General features: G+C 40.0%; 21 protein-coding genes. 4 read left to right on the top strand and 17 right to left on the bottom strand.

Features of this window, described 5'->3' with window-relative positions; translation table 11 throughout:
- Positions 1–3: 3 nt before the first annotated feature.
- Entirely contained in the window at positions 4–435 is a 432-nt protein-coding gene (locus PVK71_RS00330) for a YeeE/YedE family protein (protein ID WP_274417499.1), read from the bottom strand.
- Positions 436–444: 9 nt separating this feature from the next.
- Positions 445–861, bottom strand: a complete 417-nt coding sequence (locus PVK71_RS00325; RefSeq protein ID WP_274417566.1) for a YeeE/YedE family protein — start codon at positions 859–861, stop codon at positions 445–447.
- A gap of 188 nt (positions 862–1049) precedes the next feature.
- On the opposite strand from PVK71_RS00325, the gene PVK71_RS00320 reads away from it, so the two are divergent.
- The 3 genes from PVK71_RS00320 to PVK71_RS00310 all read left to right on the top strand — a co-directional run bounded on the left by PVK71_RS00320 (position 1050) and on the right by PVK71_RS00310 (position 5360).
- Entirely contained in the window at positions 1050–2696 is a 1647-nt protein-coding gene (locus PVK71_RS00320; protein ID WP_274417500.1) for an FAD-dependent oxidoreductase, read from the top strand.
- A 142-nt stretch (positions 2697–2838) separates the two neighbouring features.
- Complete coding sequence (metA, locus tag PVK71_RS00315; protein WP_274417502.1) at positions 2839–3777, top strand: homoserine O-acetyltransferase MetA; 939 nt, start codon at positions 2839–2841, stop codon at positions 3775–3777.
- Positions 3778–4031: 254 nt separating this feature from the next.
- Complete coding sequence (locus tag PVK71_RS00310) at positions 4032–5360, top strand: anaerobic C4-dicarboxylate transporter (protein ID WP_274417504.1); 1329 nt, start codon at positions 4032–4034, stop codon at positions 5358–5360.
- Positions 5361–5437: 77 nt separating this feature from the next.
- On the opposite strand, the gene PVK71_RS00305 is transcribed toward PVK71_RS00310, so the two are convergent.
- Complete coding sequence (locus PVK71_RS00305; RefSeq protein WP_274417505.1) at positions 5438–6652, bottom strand: NupC/NupG family nucleoside CNT transporter; 1215 nt, start codon at positions 6650–6652, stop codon at positions 5438–5440.
- A 425-nt stretch (positions 6653–7077) separates the two neighbouring features.
- On the opposite strand from PVK71_RS00305, the gene PVK71_RS00300 reads away from it, so the two are divergent.
- Positions 7078–7638, top strand: coding sequence for a DUF2301 domain-containing membrane protein (locus PVK71_RS00300; protein WP_274417506.1), 561 nt, complete (start codon positions 7078–7080; stop codon positions 7636–7638).
- Between the two features lie 93 nt (positions 7639–7731).
- On the opposite strand, the gene rpoS is transcribed toward PVK71_RS00300, so the two are convergent.
- From rpoS to rlmD, 14 genes are all read right to left on the bottom strand, one after another.
- Positions 7732–8694, bottom strand: a complete 963-nt coding sequence (rpoS, locus tag PVK71_RS00295) for an RNA polymerase sigma factor RpoS (protein WP_130047771.1) — start codon at positions 8692–8694, stop codon at positions 7732–7734.
- A gap of 55 nt (positions 8695–8749) precedes the next feature.
- Entirely contained in the window at positions 8750–9745 is a 996-nt protein-coding gene (locus PVK71_RS00290) for a peptidoglycan DD-metalloendopeptidase family protein (RefSeq protein WP_443111698.1), read from the bottom strand.
- A gap of 5 nt (positions 9746–9750) precedes the next feature.
- A complete protein-coding gene (locus PVK71_RS00285) occupies positions 9751–10377 on the bottom strand; it encodes a protein-L-isoaspartate(D-aspartate) O-methyltransferase (protein ID WP_274417507.1) in 627 nt (208 codons plus the stop codon).
- Complete coding sequence (gene surE, locus PVK71_RS00280; RefSeq protein ID WP_274417509.1) at positions 10377–11150, bottom strand: 5'/3'-nucleotidase SurE; 774 nt, start codon at positions 11148–11150, stop codon at positions 10377–10379. The genes PVK71_RS00285 and surE overlap by 1 nt, the downstream gene beginning before the upstream one ends.
- Positions 11151–11169: 19 nt before the next feature.
- On the bottom strand, positions 11170–12216 hold the full coding sequence (truD, locus tag PVK71_RS00275; RefSeq protein WP_274417510.1) for a tRNA pseudouridine(13) synthase TruD: 1047 nt from the start codon (positions 12214–12216) through the stop codon (positions 11170–11172).
- Positions 12217–12228: 12 nt separating this feature from the next.
- Complete coding sequence (ispF, locus tag PVK71_RS00270; RefSeq protein ID WP_274417511.1) at positions 12229–12705, bottom strand: 2-C-methyl-D-erythritol 2,4-cyclodiphosphate synthase; 477 nt, start codon at positions 12703–12705, stop codon at positions 12229–12231.
- Positions 12702–13421 carry a 2-C-methyl-D-erythritol 4-phosphate cytidylyltransferase gene (gene ispD / locus PVK71_RS00265; protein WP_274417512.1) on the bottom strand — a complete coding sequence of 240 codons (720 nt, stop codon included), beginning with the start codon at positions 13419–13421 and terminating at the stop codon, positions 12702–12704. The genes ispF and ispD overlap by 4 nt, the downstream gene beginning before the upstream one ends.
- A 3-nt stretch (positions 13422–13424) precedes the next feature.
- A complete protein-coding gene (gene ftsB / locus PVK71_RS00260) occupies positions 13425–13709 on the bottom strand; it encodes a cell division protein FtsB (protein ID WP_274417513.1) in 285 nt (94 codons plus the stop codon).
- A 172-nt stretch (positions 13710–13881) separates the two neighbouring features.
- On the bottom strand, positions 13882–15180 hold the full coding sequence (eno, locus tag PVK71_RS00255) for a phosphopyruvate hydratase (RefSeq protein ID WP_130047765.1): 1299 nt from the start codon (positions 15178–15180) through the stop codon (positions 13882–13884).
- Between the two features lie 79 nt (positions 15181–15259).
- Positions 15260–16900 carry a CTP synthase gene (locus tag PVK71_RS00250; RefSeq protein ID WP_130047764.1) on the bottom strand — a complete coding sequence of 547 codons (1641 nt, stop codon included), beginning with the start codon at positions 16898–16900 and terminating at the stop codon, positions 15260–15262.
- A gap of 131 nt (positions 16901–17031) precedes the next feature.
- Positions 17032–17853, bottom strand: coding sequence for a nucleoside triphosphate pyrophosphohydrolase (mazG, locus tag PVK71_RS00245; RefSeq protein WP_274417515.1), 822 nt, complete (start codon positions 17851–17853; stop codon positions 17032–17034).
- A 102-nt stretch (positions 17854–17955) separates the two neighbouring features.
- Positions 17956–19089, bottom strand: a complete 1134-nt coding sequence (locus PVK71_RS00240) for a flagellin (protein ID WP_274417516.1) — start codon at positions 19087–19089, stop codon at positions 17956–17958.
- 203 nt (positions 19090–19292) lie between these two features.
- Positions 19293–21530, bottom strand: a complete 2238-nt coding sequence (gene relA, locus PVK71_RS00235; protein WP_274417517.1) for a GTP diphosphokinase — start codon at positions 21528–21530, stop codon at positions 19293–19295.
- Between the two features lie 71 nt (positions 21531–21601).
- A complete protein-coding gene (gene rlmD / locus PVK71_RS00230; RefSeq protein ID WP_274417518.1) occupies positions 21602–22918 on the bottom strand; it encodes a 23S rRNA (uracil(1939)-C(5))-methyltransferase RlmD in 1317 nt (438 codons plus the stop codon).
- Positions 22919–23054: the final 136 nt, after the last annotated feature.

Here is a 23054-nt window from a genome sequence, read left to right as displayed (position 1 = left end):
GTGTTATGTATTTCGATTAAGAATAAAGTGAGTACTTCCTAACCCTAACATCATGGCAAAAATGAATATAACAACATCCCCATTTCCAAGGCCTAAACTCGATACCGCAGGCCCAGGACAAACTCCAGCAATCCCCCAACCTAGACCAAAGATGGCTGCACCTGATAGTAATTTCGCATCAATTTTTTTGCTTGTAGATAAACAAAACTCTTCAGCATTGAGTGGTTTTGCTTTTGATTTAATCAATAAGAAGTACGCAGGCATGAACACCAATAACGCCCCACCCATTACAAACATTAAGCTTGGGTCCCAGTGACCAGCAACATCTAAAAAGCCAATCACCTTTGCAGGATCAGCCATGCCAGATATTGCCATACCTAAACCAAATAGAAGGCCAGAGACAAGCGCAACTAAACGAAATAATACATTATTCATAACCATCCCTTAGTAAAGTACATGCAATCGAACAAACACGGTTACCGCAGCAACAAACATAAAGATCCCCGTTGCTGTCATTGAGCGAACAGAAAGTCGACCAATCCCACAAATCCCGTGACCACTTGTACAACCATTACCTAAACGAGTGCCAATGCCTACCAAGAGCCCTGCTATAATAAGCATACTGATTGAAGTTTGATATTCTTTTGGCACTTCCGCACCTAAAAAATAAACCCCAACTAAACCACCACTTACCATGCCAATAACAAATAACCATCGCCATGCATAATCGCGTTTTTTCAGTGTCATTAACCCTGTAAGTACACCACTAATACCCGCAATTTTACCGTTAAGTAAAAGCAGTAACGTTGCAGATACACCTAGCAACATACCGCCAAATAAAGAGCTCCATGGAATCGTCATCATTCTTACCCATTAGTTTGTTTTTTAAACATATCAGTAAGAATACGTATGATTCATATATTAGTCAATGCTTATTTAGCTATTGCAAATTTAACAAAACAAATATTAGACAAGGCTAATTTAAGTAACTATAGTAAAAAACAATTGAGCGTAAATAGCTCTGATTTTTCATTATGGGGTAAATCGGAATGACTAAGATTGTAATTATTGGTGGCGTTGCTGGTGGCGCATCTGCCGCTGCAAGAGCACGTCGTTTAAGTGAAAATGCACAAATTATCATGCTAGAGCGTGGGCCTTTTGTTTCTTTTGCTAACTGTGGGTTGCCATATCACATTGGTGGTGACATCAAAGATCGCGATAATTTACTACTACAAACTCCTGATAGTTTCCTTGCTCGATTTAATGTCGATGTTCGAGTAATGAATGAAGTGATAAGCATCAACCGCAGTGAAAAAACGATTACTATTAAAAGTCTTCTTGATGACAGTGAATATCAAGAGAGTTACGATTTTCTTCTATTAAGCCCAGGAGCTGGTCCTATTGTTCCTCCTATTCCAGGCATTAAAAACTCACTAACTTTCTCTTTGCGTAATGTGCCAGACATGGATCGCATTATCGCCTCAATTAGAGAAAATAAACCACAACACGCAACGGTGGTTGGTGGCGGTTTTATTGGATTAGAAATGATGGAAGCTTTCCATCAACTAGGTATTAAAACAACGCTATTAGAACTAGCAGATCAAGTTATGACTCCGGTTGATCGTGAAATGGCTGGCTTTGTTCATAAAGAAATCAAAGATAAAGGTATAGATCTTCGATTAGGTTCTGCACTTCAAAGTGTGACAGAAACGAAAGAAGGCTTAACACTTTCTTTAAGTACGGGAGAAACATTAGATACCAACCTATTAATTATGGCTATTGGTGTAAAACCAGAAACAAAATTAGCGAGTGAAGCAGGCTTACAACTTGGAGAGTTGGGCGGCATTTATACCAATGCTCAACTACAAACAAGCGATCCATTTATTTATGCGGTTGGCGATGCTATTGAAGAAAAAGATTTCGTTACTGGTAACCAAACTCTAGTGCCACTTGCTGGCCCTGCGAACCGTCAAGGTCGTATGGCGGCAGATAATATGCTTGGGCGTAATGAAAGCTACCAAGGAACTCAAGGTACTGCGATTTGTAAAGTATTCGATTTAGCAGTGGCCTCGACAGGTAAAAATGAGAAAGCACTGAAACGTGAAGGCATCAACTATGAAAAAGTATTTGTTCATACTGCAAGCCATGCAAGTTACTACCCTGGTGCCGAGATTGTTTCATTCAAATTGTTATTTTCTCCTGAAACAAGAAAGATCTTAGGGGCTCAAGCTGTCGGTAAAGACGGCATAGATAAACGAATTGATGTGATGGCTGTGGCTCAACGAGCAGGAATGACAGTAGATCAACTTGAGCATTTAGAGCTCACTTATGCCCCACCATTTGGTAGTGCGAAAGATGTCATAAACCAAGCAGCTTTTGTAGCGAATAATCTTATTAAAGGCGATACAAAAGCGATTCATTTTGATGAGGTGGATAATCTAAATGAAAACCAAATCTTACTTGATGTACGTAATCCTGCTGAACTTCAAAATGTAGGTTTTATTGAAGGCGCGATTAATATCCCTGTAGATCAACTTCGTCAACGAATGGGTGAGCTCCCAAAAGACAAAGAGATCATTATTTATTGTCAGGTTGGTTTACGTGGCAATGTCGCTTATCGTCAATTGGTGAATAATGGTTTTAAAGCTCGTAACCTTATTGGCGGCTATCGCAGCTACCTTTTTGCAAAAGCTTAATTGTTATAAAATAATAAAGTGAATAAATATCGAAAGGGCATATAGGATCCCTTTCTACTATCGACACACTATTCATAATAAGGTAGTTTAGGGGTATAGACGTATAGAATGCTATAGATGAAAAATAACTTAAGGATAAGTTGTGCCGATAAAAATACCAGATCAACTCCCTGCTGCTGAAATATTGCGTGAAGAGAATATCTTTATCATGCAAGAATCTCGTGCCACCACGCAAGCCATTCGTCCTTTGAAGGTGATCATTTTAAATTTGATGCCAAAGAAGATTGAAACGGAAACTCAATTTTTACGCTTACTCTCTAATAGCCCACTACAAGTAGATGTAGAGCTATTACGCATTGATAATCGCACTAGCAAAAATACACCAACCGAGCATTTAGATACTTTTTATCGTCAATTTGAAGGTATTAAAAATCGTAACTTTGATGGACTGATCATCACTGGCGCACCATTAGGTTTAGTGCAATTTGAAGATGTGATTTATTGGGATCACTTACAAACCATTATGACATGGGCAAAAGATCATGTGACTTCAAGTCTCTATGTTTGCTGGGCTGCACAGGCTGGCTTAAAACTGCTTTATGATTTACCAAAACGTACACGTAAAGAGAAATTATCTGGTGTATATAAGCATGATAACCTCGATCAACACCATCCTATTTTACGTGGTTTCGATGATCAGTTTTTAGCTCCTCACTCGCGTTACGCTGATTTTTCAGCTAAATACTTAAACGAACATACTGATTTAGACATTCTAGCAACGTCTGAACAAGCTGGGGTCTACTTAGCAGCAACTAAAGATAAACGAAATGTGTTTGTTACAGGTCACCCTGAATACGACTCTTTTACTCTGCATAATGAGTACGTTCGTGATCTTGGTGAAGGCATGGAACCAACCATCCCACTCAATTATTATCCTGATGACAATCCAGAACTTTCCCCTAAGGCAACGTGGCGCAGTCACGGACATTTGCTGTTTTCTAACTGGCTAAATTACTGTGTTTACCAACAAACACCGTACGACCTTGAGCACTTTTCAGAGCAGAACTTTACACGAGATTAATTTATCTTCAGGCATTAATGCGCGGTTAATGCCTAATACAAGCACAAAACAGTCTTTGTTATCTGATAACTAGAGCCCATTTTTTTCTTTTAAAATGGAAACAACTCCTTCATTTAATTCAGATCAATTAAGCCTCTATTTATAAAATCAACAACAATTCAAATGAGAACTCGCTCAATAAAACCCTATGAAATATAAGGTATTAATGCCTGTAGTTAATTTTAATTATTAATAAAATTTATGTAGGTGGATCTATGTTGTATTTTGAATTTCTCTTTTTATTACTCGTACTCTATATCGGTTCTCGCTTTGGCGGAATAGGTTTAGGGGTTGTTTCAGGGATTGGTTTGGTGATTGAGGTCTTTATCTTCAAAATGCCACCAACCTCTCCACCAGTCACCGTCATGTTGATCATTTTAGCCGTTGTTACTTGCGCCTCTATATTAGAAGCGGCGGGTGGGTTGAAATACATGTTACAAGTGGCTGAGCGGATCTTAAGAAAGAACCCTAAACGCGTCACGATCATTGCCCCTTTTGTTACGTATGCAATGACATTTTTACTAGGTACTGGTCATGCTGTGTATTCTATTATGCCTATCATTGGTGATGTGGCATTAAAGAATGGCATTCGTCCTGAGCGCCCAATGGCAGCGGCTTCTGTCGCATCTCAAATCGCTATTACTGCCTCACCTCTTTCTGCTGCGGTTGTGTATTATCTAGCACAACTAGTGGATATTGACGCTTCTATTACTTTAATGTCTATCTTAATGGTAACCGTACCTGCAACGCTATTCGGTACATTAATGTTAGCGCTTTACAGCTTACGCCGTGGTAAAGAATTAGAAGATGATGAAGAATACCAAGCTCGTTTAAAAGATCCTGTTTGGCGTGAAAAAATCTTAAATACAACCTCTACTTCTTTAGATGAGAAACTACCAACAACAGCACGTAACGCGGTACTTATCTTTTTAAGTGCAATTATTTCTATCGTTGTTATCGCAATGTGGCCAGAAGTGAGAACTATCACTGAAGGCGGTGTGCCAATAAAAATGTCTGTTGTTATCCAAATGATGATGCTGGCGTTTGGTGGTGTCATTCTATTAGCAACGAAAACCGATCCGCGTGATGTGCCTAATGGTGTGGTATTTAAATCAGGTATGGTTGCGGCAATCGCTATCTTTGGTATCGCATGGATGTCTGATACGTATTTCCAATACGCTATGCCTCAGTTTAGAGCGGGGATTGTAGATATGGTTACGCTTCATCCTTGGACGTTTGCTTTAGCATTATTCATTGTATCTGTTGTAGTAAACTCACAAGCTGCAACTGCTCGTATGATGTTACCTGTTGGTTTAGCTCTAGGGCTAGAGCCTGCCTTGGTGATTGGTTTAATGCCTGCGGTATATGGTTATTTCTTCATTCCGAACTACCCATCAGACATTGCAACAGTGAACTTTGATAGCTCAGGCACAACCAAAATTGGTAAGTACTACTTTAACCACTCATTTATGTCAGTCGGTTTAATAGGGGTAGTTTCTGCCTGTATGCTTGGCTATGTATTAGGCCAAATAGTAATTGGTTAATTAAAATAGTCATTTAAAAAATAAAAAAGCCCATGCGTATTCTCATACTGCATGGGCTTTGTTTTAGCTTAAGACAATTACATCGATAAGCTAAAGAATAGACCTGCTAAACATGCACTCATTAAGTTTGCTAAAGTACCAGCCAGTACCGCTTTAAAGCCCATGTTCGCAACTTCAGCACGACGCTCAGGAGCCATCACGCCAATAGATCCTAATTGAATCGCAATAGAGCCAATATTCGCAAAACCACATAATGCAAACGTGATGATAACTTGAGTATAAGCAGATAATTGGTCTTTATGCTGAACAAAATCAATGAAAGCCACGAACTCATTCAATACGACTTTTTGACCAATATAAGAACCTGCCATTACCATTTCAGCTTTTGGTACACCGATGATCCAAGCTACTGGGGCAAATAAATAACCAAATACCGTTTGTAATGTAATGCCTGCAAAGCCAAACCATTCACCTACCATTTCTAGGCCACTGTTTACCATTGCGATAACACTTACAAACGCAATCAGCATAGTACCTACAGCAACCGCGACTTTCATGCCGTTCATTGCGCCACTTGCTAACGCATCCACCACATTACTTTGTTCGCTTTTATCAATGGTTAGTTCATGTTGGTCAACTGGTGTTGATTGCTCAGGAACTAAGATTTTCGCCATTAATAAGCTACCAGGTGCTGCCATGAAGCTTGCTGCGATTAGGTATTTAAGCTCTACCCCTAAACCTGCATAACCGCCAAGCACACTACCTGCAACTGATGCCATACCACCCGCCATTACAGCAAACAGTTCAGAACGTGTCATTTGAGCTAGGAATGGACGAATAAGAAGGGGAGATTCACCTTGAGAAAGGAAGATGTTACCAGTTGCAACGAGAGATTCTACTTTACTTGTACCGAGGAACTTTTGAATTGCACCACCAAGAATTGCGATGACTTTTTGCATGATGCCTAAATAATATAACGCGGAGATAAGAGCACTGAAAAAGATAATAATAGGAAGAACACGAATTGCAAAAATGAAACCACTGGAAGCTAAATCACCAAATAAGAAAGCAATACCTTCATCAGCAAAACCAAGTAGGCTAGCGACGCCATTACTTAATCCTGCCAATGCGGCCTGCCCCCATGGAAAATACAACACCAGAGCAGCAAAAGATAGTTGTAATAAAAAGGCTCTAGATACGGTCTTCCAATTAATTGCTGAACGTTTCTCAGAAAATACCCATGCACAAAAGATAAGTGCACACATGCCTAATAGGCTAAATAAAATAGTCATAATTACGCCTATGAAATTTTAGAATAAAAAGAAGAAACAAAAGGGGTTGCCATCGTAGATGACGAGATCGGTGAAGAGTGACTACACCAAGAGGAAGTGATGATAGAAATAAGTATGTTCATTGATTACCCTTACAAGCTGTTTAACAGTAGCTGGTCCAAGTCCTTGGGGTCATTCACTGTTCCATGTGACGGCTTGTATTGGGGGTAGGAGTATACATAGAGCAGATTTAAAATCACGAAATATGTGAGTTAAATCACAAATTTTACTTACATGAAAAATATTTATAGCAAATACACACAAATCACAAAAACAACTAGTTACAAAAATAACAAAAAAACGCATTAACTACGAATATCACATAAGTTCATCAAGCCAAGCATGCTAGAGTTAATATAAAGAGCTCCCTACTATAAGGCCTCAAAATGGCAAATACAGAACACATTGAAACACTTGATCTCCTCGATAAAATCAGCGTCGTGACTTATCGCTCAGGGATAACATTATTTTCCTTAGCATTGCTGTTAAGTAGCCTTGCTATTGCTGATGATATCTCACTCATATTAATCAACTTGCCAATTAAAACACTTTCGCTAGCTTTGCTTCCCTTATCTTGTGCAATGAGTGCGGCTAATTTACATGTTTATGATAAAAAGGTACGAATGATCATCACTTGGTCAGCATGGATTGGACTGATATTACTCACTCAACTTGATGACTCTCAACTCCTTTGGATACCTTTAGGCTTTATGTTTGTTGTTTTTTCAGGCATTGCACTTAAAGAATCATTCTGCTTTAGAGTGGCAGGATTAAAAATGGTTCCTATTCTCTTATGTATCTCGACCTTCATGTTTGCACTTGAGGTCTGGATTATTCCAATAATTTGCTTTGCTCTCTGCGGAATTATTTTTCTTTTCCTATCAATAAAAAAATGGCGAATGCCACTTCATTTTGATATAGGTAATAAAGCGTATTATCAAAATTAACTAAACCAAAAATAAAAAACCACAGAACATAATGTGCTGTGGCTTTCTTATTATTTAATTATGTATATCAATCTATGCTGATATTAATCGTGGTTAATATTCTTCAACCGCAAATAGCGTTTCCATATTTAAACCTTGTTGCGTCATAATTTCTCTTAATCGACGCAAACCTTCTACTTGGATCTGTCTTACTCGCTCACGCGTCAATCCTATCTCTTTACCGACCTGCTCTAACGTTGCCGTTTCATAGCCAAGTAGACCAAAGCGTCGAGCGACAACTTCTTTCTGCTTTGGATTGAGTTGACCAAGCCAACCAACAAGAGAAGCATTTATGTTGTCTTTTTGGGTTTCAGACTCTGGATCACAATGTTTAGTATCAGGAATAATATCCAGAAGCGCTTTATCCGATTCACCACCAACCATGGAATCAACAGACGTAACTCGCTCATTAAGGCGTAACATACGGCTGACGTCACTCACTGGTTTATCGAGCTTTTCTGCAATTTCTTCAGGTGTCGGTTCATGATCAAGTTTTTGTGACAACTCACGTGCTGCACGCAAGTAGACATTCAACTCTTTAACGACATGAATAGGCAAGCGGATAGTTCGCGTTTGATTCATAATCGCACGCTCAATCGTTTGACGGATCCACCATGTCGCATAAGTAGAAAAGCGGAAACCTCTTTCTGGGTCAAACTTTTCAACCGCACGAATTAGCCCAAGATTACCTTCTTCAACTAAGTCTAATAATGCCAAGCCACGGTGGTTATATCGACGGGCAATTTTAACCACTAATCGAAGATTACTTTCAATCATTCGAGCTCGTGCTGCTTCGTCTCCTTTTAAGGCTAAGCGACTAAAATAAACTTCTTCTTCTGCTGTTAGTAGTGGAGAAAAGCCAATTTCACCTAAGTATAGTTGCGTTGCATCCATTACTTTTTGCGAACTGCTTACCTCAAGGCGTTCCGATTCATCCTCAATAACAACCTCATTGTCATTAATCGTCTCTAAATCGAACTCTTCAACTTCTTTAGTTACTGCATTGCTTTTACTCATAGCGCCTCCCCATGGCGAGCCAGCAAGACATTACAACTCAGCTATGTCATCCTTGTTACGGTAAATACCGTTGTGGATTTACCGATTTCCCTCTAAAGCGGATCTCAAAATGCAAACGAACACTGCTCGTACTTGAGCTACCCATTGATGCGATTTTTTGTCCCGCAGCGATATTTTGACCTTCTTTAACAAAAAGAGATTCGTTATGAGCATAAGCACTTAAGTAATCATCGTTATGTTTAATTATAATTAAATTGCCATAACCTCTTAGTGCATTACCCGCATAAACCACCGTTCCTTTTGCGGTTGAGATGACGTCTTGGCCTCGTTGACCTGCAATGTCGATCCCTTTATTACCTTGGTCTCCTGTTGAAAACTTAGCTATAACTCTTCCTTTTGTTGGCCATAACCAAGAATCAACCTTTTCCGATTTTTTTTCTACCGGCTGTGGTTTAGGAGTCGGTTTTGGTGCAGGTTTCGCAACCGGCTTTGGCTTGGAAGATGTTATCGATTTGTTAGAATTAACATACTCCTTAGGTTTCGGATTTTCAACCTTTTTTGTGCTTTCTTTTTGAACAGGTGATATTTTATTGTTACTTGTACTTACTGGCGTCGAACTACTGACTGGTTTATTATTAGCAACAGGAACTACGGCAACCGCTATTGCAGTGGTTGTTGGGGAGGTGTTCTTTTTACTAACTAAATGCCCATCATCACCATAAGCCGGAGCGACATACTTAGGGCCCCATAATTTTATTTTTTGTCCTGGGTGAATCACATATGGTGCTTGAAGTTCATTATAGGCAATCAATTCTTTGACATCTTTATTGGTAACATAAGAGATAAAATACAGTGTATCTCCCTTTTCAACTCGATAATAACTGCCTCGATAGCTACCACGTTCAGCGCCCCCATAAGAGGAAGTACTCGTATTATTAACACTAGATACGGGAGCAGGACGGTGCGGCCCCATAGAGCAACCCGAAAGTAATAAACTAAAAAGTGCAGCCATGAGCCACAAACGAGAGGGGATAAATATCATCTTATTCATTACTACTATGCTAATTCACCTGCAACTAATGGAACAAAGCGTACCTCTTCAATAGTTTCAGAGCTGAACTCATCACCATGTCGAAGAATAAGCAATAAATGCTGTGTTTCCTCACCGATAGGGATCACTAATCGCCCCCCATCTTTAAGTTGCCATAATAAGTCATTAGGAATGGACTCAGCAGCAGCGGTTACAATTATCGCATCAAATGGGCCTTTGCTTGCCCAACCTTGCCAACCATCGCCATGCTTTGTTGATACATTATAAATATCTAGCTGTTTTAAAAGCCGTTTTGCATTCCATTGTAATGATTTAATACGCTCTACTGAGTTTACATGATCAAGTAATTGCGCTAATACCGCAGTCTGATAGCCCGACCCAGTACCAATCTCAAGAACAGTAGAATCACGTTGCAAAGCAAGAAGCTCTGTCATTTTAGCGACAATATAAGGTTGAGAGATTGTCTGCCCTTCACCAATAGGAAGCGCATTATTTTGATAAGCTTGATGAGCTAATGCTTCAGATACAAAGCGCTCGCGCGGTAAAGCTCGAATAGCAGCCAGTACCTGCTCATTTTGAATGCCTTTTTGACGTAAAAATTGAACAAGCAATTCAGTACGCGAATTATTCATTATTTAGCACTCTCTATTGATAACCAATCCGCCATCATGGCCAAGGAGTCATGAGCGGTTAAATCGACCTGCAGCGGAGTAATCGACACCTGATTATGTTTAATTGCATAAAAATCAGTCCCTTTGCCTGCATCTTGTTTTTTACCAGGAGGGCCTAGCCAATAAATCGTTTCGCCACGAGGATCTGTTGCTTTAATCATACTTTCTGAATGATGTCTTGCACCTAAACGAGTCACTTCCCAAGACGTTATTTGTGCATAAGCACAATCGGGGACGTTAACGTTTAATACCCTCTCCGTTGTTAGCGGTTTTTCTATATGATTGCGAACTAACTCTAAGGCAACTTGAGCGGCGGTATCAAAATGATTACGCCCTACTAATGACATGGCAATTGCGGGTAATCCAAGAAAGTGCCCTTCTGTTGCTGCTGCAACTGTTCCGGAATAAAGCGTATCGTCTCCCAGATTCGCACCATGATTAATACCAGCAATAATTAAATCAGGTAGGTTGTCTTTCATTAATTCATTCAATGCAAAGTGTACACAATCGGTTGGTGTGCCTTGCACTGAATGAATATTTGTTTCAATTTGGCGAACTCGAAGTGGAGATTCAAGAGTTAATGAATTTGATGCACCAGAACGATTACGATCAGGAGCAACAATGGTAATATCCGCAATATCTGATAATACGGCCGCGAGAGTATTTATCCCCTCAGCAAAGACACCATCATCATTACTTAACAATATGCGTAACTTATTCACTCTTATCTCCATTCCTTTCTTTAAAATTGAATTACTCGTATGTACGTTCTACTTCAATTTCTTGTAATAGTTCACGCATAATTACGGTTGCAAAACTGCCCGATGTTAAAGAGAAATTAAGCGTTAACGTATCGCCTTCAGCTGACCAGCTAAGATTCTCTGGATGTAACTCAATAGCACGACGCTCATGGCGCATACGATTACCACGGATCAAGGCCATTAAATCTGGTTCAGCATCAAGTTGTGGTTGCTCTAGAGTTAATGCAGTTTCACTTGTTGGTAATTGATTATCACCCGCTAATGCAGCACTAATTGACCAGTCACCATTTTGAACTTTTTGAATATTCTCTTCCGAGGTTACATTCTCATTAACCGTACGACCATTTTGATCAAGGAGAATATCACCATCAACAGGCTGAGTGAAGTAACCCTCTGTTATTCTTTGAGAAACAATGTGATTGAAGATCCATGAACGCGCTGCAGATAAATAGAAGCTACGTTTTGTATTATCGCGAGTTCGTACATTTTCACGACCCCAACGGCGAGCTTCTGTTACGTTATTGCCTTCATGACCAAAACGTTGAGCACCAAAATAGTTTGGCACTCCAGTTAACTTCACTTTTTCTAAACGAGCCAATACATCTTCCATGTCAGTCACTTCAGTTGCAATTAACTGGAAGCTATTTCCTAGAAGATCACCAGGACGCAATTTTTTGTTATGGCGCGTCATTTCTAAAATTTCAACACCTGGGTGCGTAGCTTCAAACAAAGCAAATTTAAGATGATCACTTTTTGGCAAATGAACACTCAACCATTGCTCTGTTATTGCATGACGGTCTTTAAGGCCAGCCCAACTAATATCTTTTGATTTTACACCACAAAACTTTGCTAGCTCGTTTGCTACATACTTAGTGTTTTCACCCGTTTTACGGATCTTAACCATTAAGTGTTCACCCTTTCCTGTGAACGTAAAACCTAATACTTCTTTAACGATAAAATGCTCAGGTAATTGCTTTAATTTACCTGTTGCTACTGGCTTTCCGTATAACCACGAAAAAGTAGACATAATGTCTGACATAGAATGAATCTCTTAAGATGCGTTAACTAATAGCACTACTGCTTCACAAGCAATGCCTTCTTTTCTTCCTGTAAAACCTAGACGTTCAGATGTTGTTGCTTTTACATTCACGTTGTCTAAGCCGGTTTCTAAATCTTCGGCAATAGCAGCACACATAGCTTGAATATGAGGAGCCATTTTAGGTACCTGAGCAATGATAGTGACATCAGCGTTACCTAGCACTAAACCTTTCTCTTTTACTCGACGATAAACATCTCTTAGCAAAGCTCGGCTATCCGCCCCTTTCCATTTATCATCAGTATCTGGGAAATGACGACCGATATCACCTTCTGCAATCGCGCCTAATAAGGCATCACATAAAGCGTGCAGAGCAACATCACCATCAGAGTGCGCAATAAGCCCTTGTTCATAAGGAACGCTAACCCCGCCGATAATAACAGGGCCTTCACCACCAAATTTATGTACATCAAATCCGTGTCCAATTCTCATTCTTTGGTTTCCTTTTTCATTTTTTGAAGATAGAAAGCTGCTAAATCAAGATCTTCTGGTTGAGTGATCTTTAAGTTATCGGCACGACCTTGAACCAATTTAGGTTGATACCCCATCAACTCAATGGCTGAAGATTCATCGGTTATTGATAGCCCCTTATCTAGCCCTGTTTTTAAAGCTAAATAAAGCAGTTCTGTGGTAAATAACTGTGGCGTAAGTGCATGCCACAATACACTACGATCGATTGTCTTCTCTATTGTTGTATCTGTATTTGCTTGTTTCATTGTATCCCGAACAGGCGTAGCTAATATGCCTCCTACATGTTCTGGAATAACGTCACCAATCAGCTTTTCAATATCAGAATGTCGAATGCAAGGACGAGCGGCATCATGAACCATAACCCATTCAGTTAATTGATTTTCTTTAATATACAATAGGCCTGATAATACGGAGTCAGCTCTTTCTTTACCACCAGAAACTCGAATAACACGACTGTCTTGCGCAATAGCAAGTTCAGGGAAGTAGGGGTCCCCATCGGTAATAGCAACAACCACATTTTCAATCAAAGGATAAGAAAGGAGCTGCTCGATAGTATGCTCTAAAACGGTTTTTCCATTTAAAACTAAATATTGCTTTGGGCGATCCGCTTTCATGCGGCTACCAACACCTGCTGCTGGGACAATTGCAACAATAGAAGACGGTTTGGTTGATGTCATCAATTACCCCTCACTATTTTCATCTATGATTCGGTAAAAAGTTTCGCCTTTTTTTATCATTCCTAATTCATGGCGAGCTCTTTCTTCAATCGCTTCAGAGCCTTTTTTCAAATCGTCAATTTCAGCAAACATCTGTTGATTACGATTTCTTAAGCCTTGATTCACTTCTTTTTGCAGAGCGACATCACTTGATACTTGCGAATAATCGGACATTCCATTTTTTCCAAACCATAAGGTGTATTGCAACCACCCTAAAGCAATCAATAAGAAAATGGCAAATGTACGCATAATGGCTCCGAAAATAAGAAATGATAAAAGAAAGCTAACTATATCAATCCATCATTAGAACTTCACTAGCTGTCTTACTGAAATAAAAAAAACCGCCTCAAATGAGACGGTTTTTATATCTAAATTCTAATCGAACGATTAAAGAATCAAGTCATACTCTCAAAAATTGAGATTATTGACCTTTAACTTCTTTAAGACCGTTGAATGGCGCTAGTTCACCTAGAGCTTCTTCGATACGGATTAGTTGGTTGTACTTAGCAACACGGTCAGAACGGCTCATAGAACCAGTTTTGATTTGACCTGCAGCTGTACCAACTGCTAGATCAGCAATTGTTGCATCTTCAGTTTCGCCAGAACGGTGAGAGATAACTGCTGTGAAACCAGCATCTTTAGCCATCTTGATTGCAGCTAGAGTCTCTGTAAGTGAGCCGATTTGGTTGAACTTGATAAGGATTGAGTTAGTGATGCCTTCTTCGATACCACGAGCAAGAATCTTAGTGTTTGTAACGAATAGATCGTCACCAACTAGTTGGATTTTGTCGCCTAGAAGTTCAGTTTGGTGTTTGAAACCAGTCCAATCAGACTCATCAAGACCATCTTCGATAGATACGATTGGGAATTGCTCAACAAGACCAGCTAGGTAATGGTTGAACTCTTCAGCAGTAAATTTCTTACCTTCGCCTTTAAGGTCGTAGATGCCGTCTTCTTTGTTGAAGAACTCAGAAGCAGCACAGTCCATAGCAAGAGTAACGTCTTTACCTAGCTCGTAACCAGCAGCTGCAACAGCTTCTGCGATAACTTCTAGAGCTTCAGCGTTAGATTTAAGGTTAGGAGCGAAACCACCTTCATCACCAACTGCAGTGCTGTAGCCTTTAGACTTAAGAACTTTAGCTAGGTTGTGGAATACTTCAGCACCGATACGTAGAGCTTCTTTAAGAGTTTTAGCGCCAACTGGTTGGATCATGAACTCTTGGATGTCAACGTTGTTATCAGCGTGCTCACCACCGTTGATGATGTTCATCATTGGTAGAGGCATAGAGAATACGCCTGGAGTGCCGTTTAGGTCAGCAATGTGAGCGTAAAGAGGCATAGACTTAGCTGCTGCAGCTGCTTTAGCATTCGCTAGAGAAACAGCAAGGATTGCGTTAGCACCGAAGTTTGCTTTGTTGTCTGTACCATCTAAATCGATCATGATTTGGTCGATTTCAGCTTGGTTTTTCGCATCTTTGCCGATTAGAGCTTCTGCGATTGGACCATTTACAGCTGCGATAGCTTTAAGAACACCTTTACCTAGGAAACGAGATTTGTCGCCATCACGTAGCTCAAGAGCTTCACGAGAACCTGTAGATGCGCCAGATGGAGCAGCAGCCATACCTACAAAACCACTTTCTAGGTGAACTTCAGCTTCAACTGTTGGGTTACCACGAGAATCGATGATTTCACGACCTAGAACTTTAACGATCTTAGACATTGTGTTTCCTCTACTTTATCTTTAATTTAAAAGCTAAAAATAGCTGCTGCAACATTGAGCAGCTATCCGTAATATCCTATTACTTTTCGAATTCACCGCGTGCATTTACGCCCGCAGCTTTAACAAAACCTTCAAATAATGGGTGACCATCACGAGGTGTTGATGTGAATTCTGGGTGGAATTGAGCAGCCACAAACCATGGGTGGTTAGGGATTTCAATAATTTCCACCAGCTTCTTATCAGCTGATAGGCCAGAAATCTTAAGACCGGCTTTTTCAAGCTGAGGAAGTAAATTATTATTTACTTCATAACGGTGACGGTGACGTTCTTCAACAGTTGCGTTACCGTAAAGCTCACGAGCTTTTGAACCTTTAGCAAGGTGACATAGTTGAGAACCAAGACGCATTGTACCGCCTAGATCTGATTTCTCAGTACGCTCTTCAACGTTGCCGTCGCCATCAATCCACTCAGTGATTAAACCAACTACAGGGAACTTCGTGTCTTTAGAGAATTCAGAAGAGTGAGCCCCTTCCATATTAGCAACGTTACGCGCATATTCAATTAACGCAACTTGCATACCCAGACAGATTCCTAAATATGGTACTTCATTTTCACGAGCGTATTGAGCAGCAAGGATCTTACCTTCAACACCGCGGTCACCGAAACCACCAGGAACTAGAATTGCGTCTAGACCTTCTAGGATTTCAGTACCTTTAGATTCTACATCTTGTGAATCTACATATTTAATAGTGACGTTTAGACGGTTTTTCAAGCCCGCATGTTTTAATGCTTCGTTTACTGACTTGTAAGCGTCTGGTAATTCAATGTATTTGCCAACCATACCGATAGTAACTTCACCAGTTGGGTTCGCTTCTTCATAAATTACTTGTTCCCACTCAGAAAGATCAGCTTCAGGAGCTGTAATACCAAAGCGTTGACATACTAGATCATCAGTACCTTGTGCTTTGATAAGTTGTGGGATTTTGTAGATTGAATCTACGTCTTTCATTGAGATAACTGCTTTTTCTTGAACATTACAGAAAAGAGCAATTTTCTTACGTTCGTTCGCTGGGATAACACGATCAGAACGACAAACTAGGATATCTGGTTGGATACCGATAGATAGTAGTTCTTTTACTGAGTGTTGAGTTGGCTTAGTTTTAAGCTCGCCTGCAGCGCCTAAGTAAGGAACCAGTGTTAAGTGCATAAACATAGCACGCTCACGGCCTAACTCTACTGCTAGCTGACGAATCGCTTCCATGAACGGTAGAGATTCGATATCACCAACGGTACCACCAACTTCTACGATTGCGATATCGTGGCCTTCAGCGCCAGAGATAACGCGTTCTTTAATCGCATTAGTAATATGAGGGATAACTTGGATTGTTGCACCTAAGTAGTCACCGCGACGTTCTTTACGTAGAACATCTGCGTATACACGACCAGCGGTAAAGTTGTTACGCTTAGTCATTTTGGTGCGGATGAAGCGCTCGTAGTGACCTAAGTCTAGATCTGTTTCTGCGCCGTCTTCCGTGACGAATACTTCACCGTGTTGAGTTGGGCTCATTGTGCCTGGATCAACGTTGATGTATGGGTCAAGCTTCATCATGGTGACTTTTAAGCCACGAGCTTCAAGAATAGCTGCTAATGATGCTGCTGCAATACCTTTACCTAGTGAGGATACAACCCCGCCAGTTACAAAAATGTAATTCGTCGTCATACGTTACCTGAAATTGGTGTAATGAGGAATAAAAATGGATTTCATCTGGACGGGAAGTGAATATACCAGAACCGCTTTATCGCCACAACGTGAAAAGTATCACAGTTAATTGATTTATTTTTTGCTCCAAATCAATTCCGCTCACTTCGCTTCACATTTTCCCATTCAGAGTCTAGTTCATTTAAATCACATTGTTCTATTTTTTTATTCTTTTTGGCGACGTTCGCTTCAATTTGACGAAAACGGCGCTCAAATTTATCATTTGCTTTACACAAAGCTTGCTCTGGGTTTTTTCCTAAATGACGTGAAAAATTTACTGTAGCAAAAAGTAAATCACCCAATTCTTCTTCAAGTTTCTCTTCATTTCTCGGCTTTTTCAGTGCCTCTTCTAACACCTCTGCCACTTCTTCATTTACTTTATCTGCAACGGGCTGTAATTCATCCCAATCAAAACCAACTTTAGCACACTGCTTCTGGATTTTATTTGCTCGTAATAGCCCAGGTAAAGCGGTAGGCACTGAATCTAATATGCTCCCTTGCTCTTGGGATATGTTATTTAACGCTTCTTTTTCTAAGCGCTCTTGTTGCTTCACTTTATCCCAATTCGCTGTGATTTCTTCTTCTGAGGAGAATACATCATCACCAAAGACGTGTGGATGACGACGAACCAACTTTTCATTTAGTATATCTACTACATCATTAAAATCGAATAACCCCTCCTCTTTCGCCATTTGCGCATAAAAAATAACTTGGAATAGTAAATCCCCTAACTCTTCTTTTAAATTGCTCCAGTCCTTCTTATGAATCGCATCCACCACTTCATAAGTCTCTTCTATTGTATGGGGGATAATAGAATCAAACGTCTGCTTTCTATCCCACGGACAACCTGATTCTTTATCTCTTAATTGAGCCATTATTGAGAGTAACTGTTCAATGTTATTTTGAGCGGCCATATCTATCCCTTCGATTTAAAAACAAAAAAAAAGCGGTGACCATTATAGTCACCGCTTTTTTAAAAATACATTCGCCTTAAATTAAAAAGGCTTTTTGTTAACTTAACCTAATAAGCTCATTGCCATGCTTGGCGCTTGTTTTGCTTGTGCCAAAATTGACGAACTTGATTGACTTAAAATTTGTGTCTTAGTTAAGTTTGTTGTCTCTTTAGCAAAATCAGTGTCTTTAATTTGGCTATTTGAATCAGTGATGTTTTCGTTAATGTTAGTTAAGTTTTTAACTGCACTTTCAAAACGGTTTTGGAATGCACCTAATGAAGCACGATTACCATCAACGTACTCTAGAGCGGCATCAATCACATCAATTGAACGCTGTGCACCACCAACGGTTGTTAGGTCCATAGATGCTACAGTATCGTCTGACTCGCCACCCATTTTTAATTCATTTGCTAGAGAGCCATTGAACTCTAATGGTGAAGAGATAGTTTCACCTGACATGAACACTTGAAGTACGCCATCTTCAGTTACCGATGCGCTTAACTCGTTCGTTTGACCATTAATGTACGTCGCTAACTCTTCAATATCATCACCTGCTTTTGCTGAGATGTTGATTTCTTGAGGATTACCGTTTTTATCATTGTATGTCACATTAAACTGCGTATTTTCGCTACCTACTTTCCAGTTGATATCACGACCTTCTTCAGCGAAGTAAGATTTACCACCCATTGTCGCTTCGTCAGCACGCATGCTGTTTAATGTCATTGCTACTGCTTCACCTGAATCAGCACCAATTTGGAAAGACTTAGTTCCAAATTCACCATTGATTAAACGGGTGCCAGCAAAAGAAGTCGTTTCTGCAATACGATTCAGTTCATCAGTTAGTGAACTAGCTTCTTCTTGCATTGCTTTACGATCTGCGTCTGTATTTGAACCATTCGCTGATTGAAGAGATAAATCACGTAAACGTTGAAGAACATTCGTTGTTTCTTTCATTGCGCCTTCTGCTGTTTGCGCAATTGACATGCCCTCGTTAGCGTTACGAACTGCAACGTCTAAGCCACGAGTTTGTGCTGTCATACGATTTGAGATCTGCAGACCAGAAGCATCATCAGCGGCGCTGTTGATTTTTGAACCTGAAGACAATTTCTCCATTGAATCAGTTTGTGCAGCAGTTGCATTGTTCATGTAACGTTGTGCTGTCATTGCTGAGATGTTTGTATTTACTGAAATTGACATAATGTTTGCTCCGGTCGGCTTCACTTATTGTTATAGGATAGAAGCCTATAATTCATCGTTGATACCTATATTTACGGCCTGCCATTTCAGAACTTGAGATTTTTTTTCAATAAAAAAGCCGAATGCAATAAAATGCATTCGGCTTTAAAATATAAACATTATTTATCAATAAGTTAACGGCAACTATTCAAGTGATAAATTTATTATGAAAGTCGTGTAGCTTCTATTACATCCTTCACTTGCTCTACTCGTGTGAGCAATCGAGCCAAAATATCAGCATTAAAAACTTCAAGATCAAAGTCCATGATCAACAGCTGTTTCTTATGATCATTGCGGCTCTTCATCCCAGAGACTTTCACTTTTTCATTGGCAAACAAACTGGTAAGATCTTTTAGCAAACCTGAACGATCCATTGCTGTCACTCGTAGCGTCAGTATGTAAGACCCTTCAAAACCTGTGCCCCACACCGTGTCAATAATACGTTCAGCAGCATGATGACGAAGTTCGTTTAATTGATCGCAATCGCTACGGTGAACCGAAATGCCGCGCCCTTGTGTAATGTAGCCGGCAATTGGATCACCAGGGATCGGTTGACAACAACGAGCAAGGTGAGTCATTAAGTTATCAACCCCTTCAACGACAACCGCATCATTACGCTTTTTATTTTGCGCTTGAGCTTGTGCTTGTGCTTTGGCTTCTAACTCTTGCAGTTGTTCGAGTGCCTTTTGATCTTCTTGCTCAGCAGTCGGTTTATTCACTAACGCATTAATATGATTAATCACTTGGTTAATACGTAAGTCACCACTGCCAACGCCTGCAAAAAGCTCATCTGTCGAGTTCACATTAAAACGCTTAAGTGCATAGCGCTCAGCATCTTTTAATGTACCACCAATCTTAGCAAGCTCTGTTTCTAAGATCTCTTTACCTGCATCAAGATTCTTCTCTCGACTCTGCTTTCTGAACCATGCGTTAATTTTAGCGCGAGCACGGCCTGAGTTAACAAAACCTAATGTTGGATTTAACCAATCTCGTGATGGGTTCGGCTCTTTTTGTGTGATAATTTCAACTTGATCACCCATGCTCAATTGATGCGTAAATGGAACTATTCGTCCCCCTACTTTTGCACCAATGCAACGATGTCCGACTTCTGAGTGTATGTGATACGCAAAATCTAACGGTGTTGCGCCCATTGGTAAATCGACGACATCGCCACGAGGCGTAAAGGCATAAACACGATCATCAAACACTTGACTGCGAAGTTCATCCAGCATTTCGCCAGAATCAGACATCTCTTCTTGCCAATCAAGCAGCTTACGTAGCCATGTAATTTTTTCGTCGTAACCACTGCGACTACTGTTTGATGAACCTTCTTTGTATTTCCAGTGCGCGGCAACGCCTAGCTCTGAGTCTTCATGCATATCCTTGGTACGGATCTGGATTTCAATCGTCTTCCCTTCTGGGCCTAATACCACGGTGTGGATAGACTGATATCCATTAGGCTTAGGATTCGCTACATAATCGTCAAATTCACTTGGCAAATGCTTAAATTTGGTATGAACAACACCAAGAGCCGCATAACAATCTTGCAGTTTGTCTGCTATAATACGAACCGCTCGCACATCAAACAGCTCATCAAATTCTAAGCTCTTTTTCTGCATCTTGCGCCAAATACTATAGATGTGTTTAGGACGCCCACTCACCTCTGCATTGATGTTGTACTCTTGCATTTCATCACTAAGACCGGTGACAAAATCTTCGATATACTGTTCACGAACAATACGACGCTCAGATAACTGCTTAGCTATTTTCTTATAAGTATCAGGGTGTTGATAACGAAAAGAGTAATCTTCAATTTCCCACTTTAATTGACCAATACCTAAACGGTTTGCTAATGGTGCATATAGGTTATTACACTCTTTTGCTGCAGCACGTCGCACTTCATCTGGTTCATTTTTCACTTCACGTAGATTACAAATACGCTCTGCTAATTTAATGATCACACAGCGGAAATCGTCCACCATCGCAAGTAGCATTCGGCGAATATTATCCACCTGAGAAGAGGCAGACTCAGCATCTACGGACGCATTTAATTGACCAATAGCGTCCATCTCTTCAACGCCATCAATCAATTTTTCAATTTCTTTATTGTAGTTCTCAGTTAACGTTTCCCTGTCTAAAACACCAGATGACACTAAAGGGAATAACTGAGCAGCAATAAGTGTTGGCTTGTCCATACTTAAGGTGATTAATATCTCAATCATCTCACGGCCGCGCCATAGCAAGAGCTGTCCTTCTTCATGAGAAGCGACTAACTCTTCACATTGCTTATACACCTCAGTCAATTTTTTTGAGGTGTTTTTATCTTGTTCAAGGCTGGTGATCCATTCACCTAACTCGAACTCTTCATTTTCCTTAAGATGTGCTCCGCGAACTGCGACCATGTCCGTTTCCTATAATCCAATTTTATAATGATTCTTTTAGACTTTTTAAGCGTAGTTAGCATTACCGCTAATTATCGCTCAAACAAAGCCATAGATTCTAAATGTCCTGTATGTGGGAACATATCAAGCATACCTAGCCTAGTAAGCTTGTAACCGTGTTGAATAAGTAACTGGCTATCGCGTGCAAGTGTTGCCGGGTTGCACGATACATAAACCACGGTTTGAGGTGTTAATTTTGCCACAGTTTCCATCACTCCTGCAGCCCCTGCTCTGGCAGGATCGAGTAAAATCTTTGTAAACTTTGTGCTAGCCCACACTTGATCAGTGATATCTTCTTCTAAATTTGCTTGATAAAACGTGACATTATCTAGTGCATTTCTTTTTGCATTCGATTGAGCACGTTGAACCATTTCATCCACGCCTTCAATACCAACAACGTTTTTCACTTTTTGAGCTAAAGGCAAACTAAAATTACCAAGACCACAAAACAAATCCAACACACTATCTGTTTCTTTTAGGTTGAGCCAGGACAATGCTTGCTCAACCATTTTGTTATTAACGTGACGATTCACTTGAATGAAATCTTTCGGCGTAAAATAAATTTTAGCACCATCAATTACATAATATGGTTCTTCTCCACAAACGTGGGTTAATACATCACTCTCAGGCATTAGATATAAGATCAAATTGCGTTCTTCACAATAATTCACTAAGGATTGATGATCCTTCTCATTAAACTCAGCAACATGGCGAATAAGTAAAACGCTGCCGTTATCTGCTTGCACAAGTTCAACATGCCCTAGGTGCTTCTTACCTTTTAGTTGGTTCAATAATGCATGTAAAGACTCTAAATGTTGATCCAATTCCTGAACAAGCACTGGGCAATGACGAACATTAACAATAGCTTTACTCTGCTTTTTACGGAAACCAAAATCTAACTGATTCGTCTGTTTATTTACCATTAAACTAATACGAGCTCGTCGACGGTAACCTTGTTCATTATCACTAATTGGAGCGACGACTTCACAATGCTCAACACCTTGCTTTTGCATTAACTCTTGCAGCTTTTGATTTTTTGCTGCAATTTGTTCTTGATGCTGTAAGTGCTGTAAATTACATCCACCACATTCATGATAATGCTGACAAATTGGCGCTTGGCGTTTAGTACTTTTTTGAATTACCTTAATCAGCCTAGCACGAGCATATTGTTTTTTCTGCTCTGTAAATTGAATAATCGCCTTTTCTTCAGGCAAAGCACCATCAATAAATACAGGCTTCTTATCCACAAAAGCGATGCCTGCGCCATTATGATCTAATCGAACCACATCAACAGAATGATGCTTTGTATTTACTGAAGCTTTCTTTTTCGCTTTGAAGAACTGCGCCATGATTATTGCCTGATTTACTAAAATTAACGCCATTATACCGAAACAACATTAAGATGTAGCCCTGATTAGTGATCATTTACGTTTCAACTTACGATTTCGACATAGAATAATTGAGGTTACTCTCTAACTTGATTAA

The organism is Aliivibrio sp. S4MY1, assembly GCF_028765545.1.
Taxonomy (GTDB): Bacteria; Pseudomonadota; Gammaproteobacteria; order Enterobacterales; family Vibrionaceae; genus Aliivibrio.
The sequence above is the reverse complement of the archived record's forward strand: the minus strand, read 5'-3'. Positions and strand labels throughout refer to the sequence as shown.

Excerpts from the sequence above, each read along its gene's own strand:
- rlmD (WP_274417518.1), bottom strand. The coding sequence starts at position 22,918 with ATGGCGCAGTTCTTCAAAGCGAAAAAGAAAGCTTCAGTAAATACAAAG.
- ispF (WP_274417511.1), bottom strand. The coding sequence starts at position 12,705 with ATGAGAATTGGACACGGATTTGATGTACATAAATTTGGTGGTGAAGGC.
- PVK71_RS00320 (WP_274417500.1), top strand. The coding sequence starts at position 1,050 with ATGACTAAGATTGTAATTATTGGTGGCGTTGCTGGTGGCGCATCTGCC.
- relA (WP_274417517.1), bottom strand. The coding sequence starts at position 21,530 with ATGGTCGCAGTTCGCGGAGCACATCTTAAGGAAAATGAAGAGTTCGAG.
- PVK71_RS00285 (WP_274417507.1), bottom strand. The coding sequence starts at position 10,377 with ATGAATAATTCGCGTACTGAATTGCTTGTTCAATTTTTACGTCAAAAA.
- eno (WP_130047765.1), bottom strand. The coding sequence starts at position 15,180 with ATGTCTAAGATCGTTAAAGTTCTAGGTCGTGAAATCATCGATTCTCGT.
- PVK71_RS00325 (WP_274417566.1), bottom strand. The coding sequence starts at position 861 with ATGACGATTCCATGGAGCTCTTTATTTGGCGGTATGTTGCTAGGTGTA.
- PVK71_RS00330 (WP_274417499.1), bottom strand. The coding sequence starts at position 435 with ATGAATAATGTATTATTTCGTTTAGTTGCGCTTGTCTCTGGCCTTCTA.
- PVK71_RS00240 (WP_274417516.1), bottom strand. The coding sequence starts at position 19,089 with ATGTCAATTTCAGTAAATACAAACATCTCAGCAATGACAGCACAACGT.
- PVK71_RS00300 (WP_274417506.1), top strand. The coding sequence starts at position 7,078 with ATGGCAAATACAGAACACATTGAAACACTTGATCTCCTCGATAAAATC.
- PVK71_RS00290 (WP_443111698.1), bottom strand. The coding sequence starts at position 9,745 with ATGAATAAGATGATATTTATCCCCTCTCGTTTGTGGCTCATGGCTGCA.
- ftsB (WP_274417513.1), bottom strand. The coding sequence starts at position 13,709 with ATGCGTACATTTGCCATTTTCTTATTGATTGCTTTAGGGTGGTTGCAA.
- rpoS (WP_130047771.1), bottom strand. The coding sequence starts at position 8,694 with ATGAGTAAAAGCAATGCAGTAACTAAAGAAGTTGAAGAGTTCGATTTA.
- PVK71_RS00250 (WP_130047764.1), bottom strand. The coding sequence starts at position 16,900 with ATGACGACGAATTACATTTTTGTAACTGGCGGGGTTGTATCCTCACTA.
- truD (WP_274417510.1), bottom strand. The coding sequence starts at position 12,216 with ATGTCAGACATTATGTCTACTTTTTCGTGGTTATACGGAAAGCCAGTA.
- PVK71_RS00310 (WP_274417504.1), top strand. The coding sequence starts at position 4,032 with ATGTTGTATTTTGAATTTCTCTTTTTATTACTCGTACTCTATATCGGT.
- mazG (WP_274417515.1), bottom strand. The coding sequence starts at position 17,853 with ATGGCCGCTCAAAATAACATTGAACAGTTACTCTCAATAATGGCTCAA.
- surE (WP_274417509.1), bottom strand. The coding sequence starts at position 11,150 with ATGGAGATAAGAGTGAATAAGTTACGCATATTGTTAAGTAATGATGAT.
- ispD (WP_274417512.1), bottom strand. The coding sequence starts at position 13,421 with ATGACATCAACCAAACCGTCTTCTATTGTTGCAATTGTCCCAGCAGCA.
- PVK71_RS00305 (WP_274417505.1), bottom strand. The coding sequence starts at position 6,652 with ATGACTATTTTATTTAGCCTATTAGGCATGTGTGCACTTATCTTTTGT.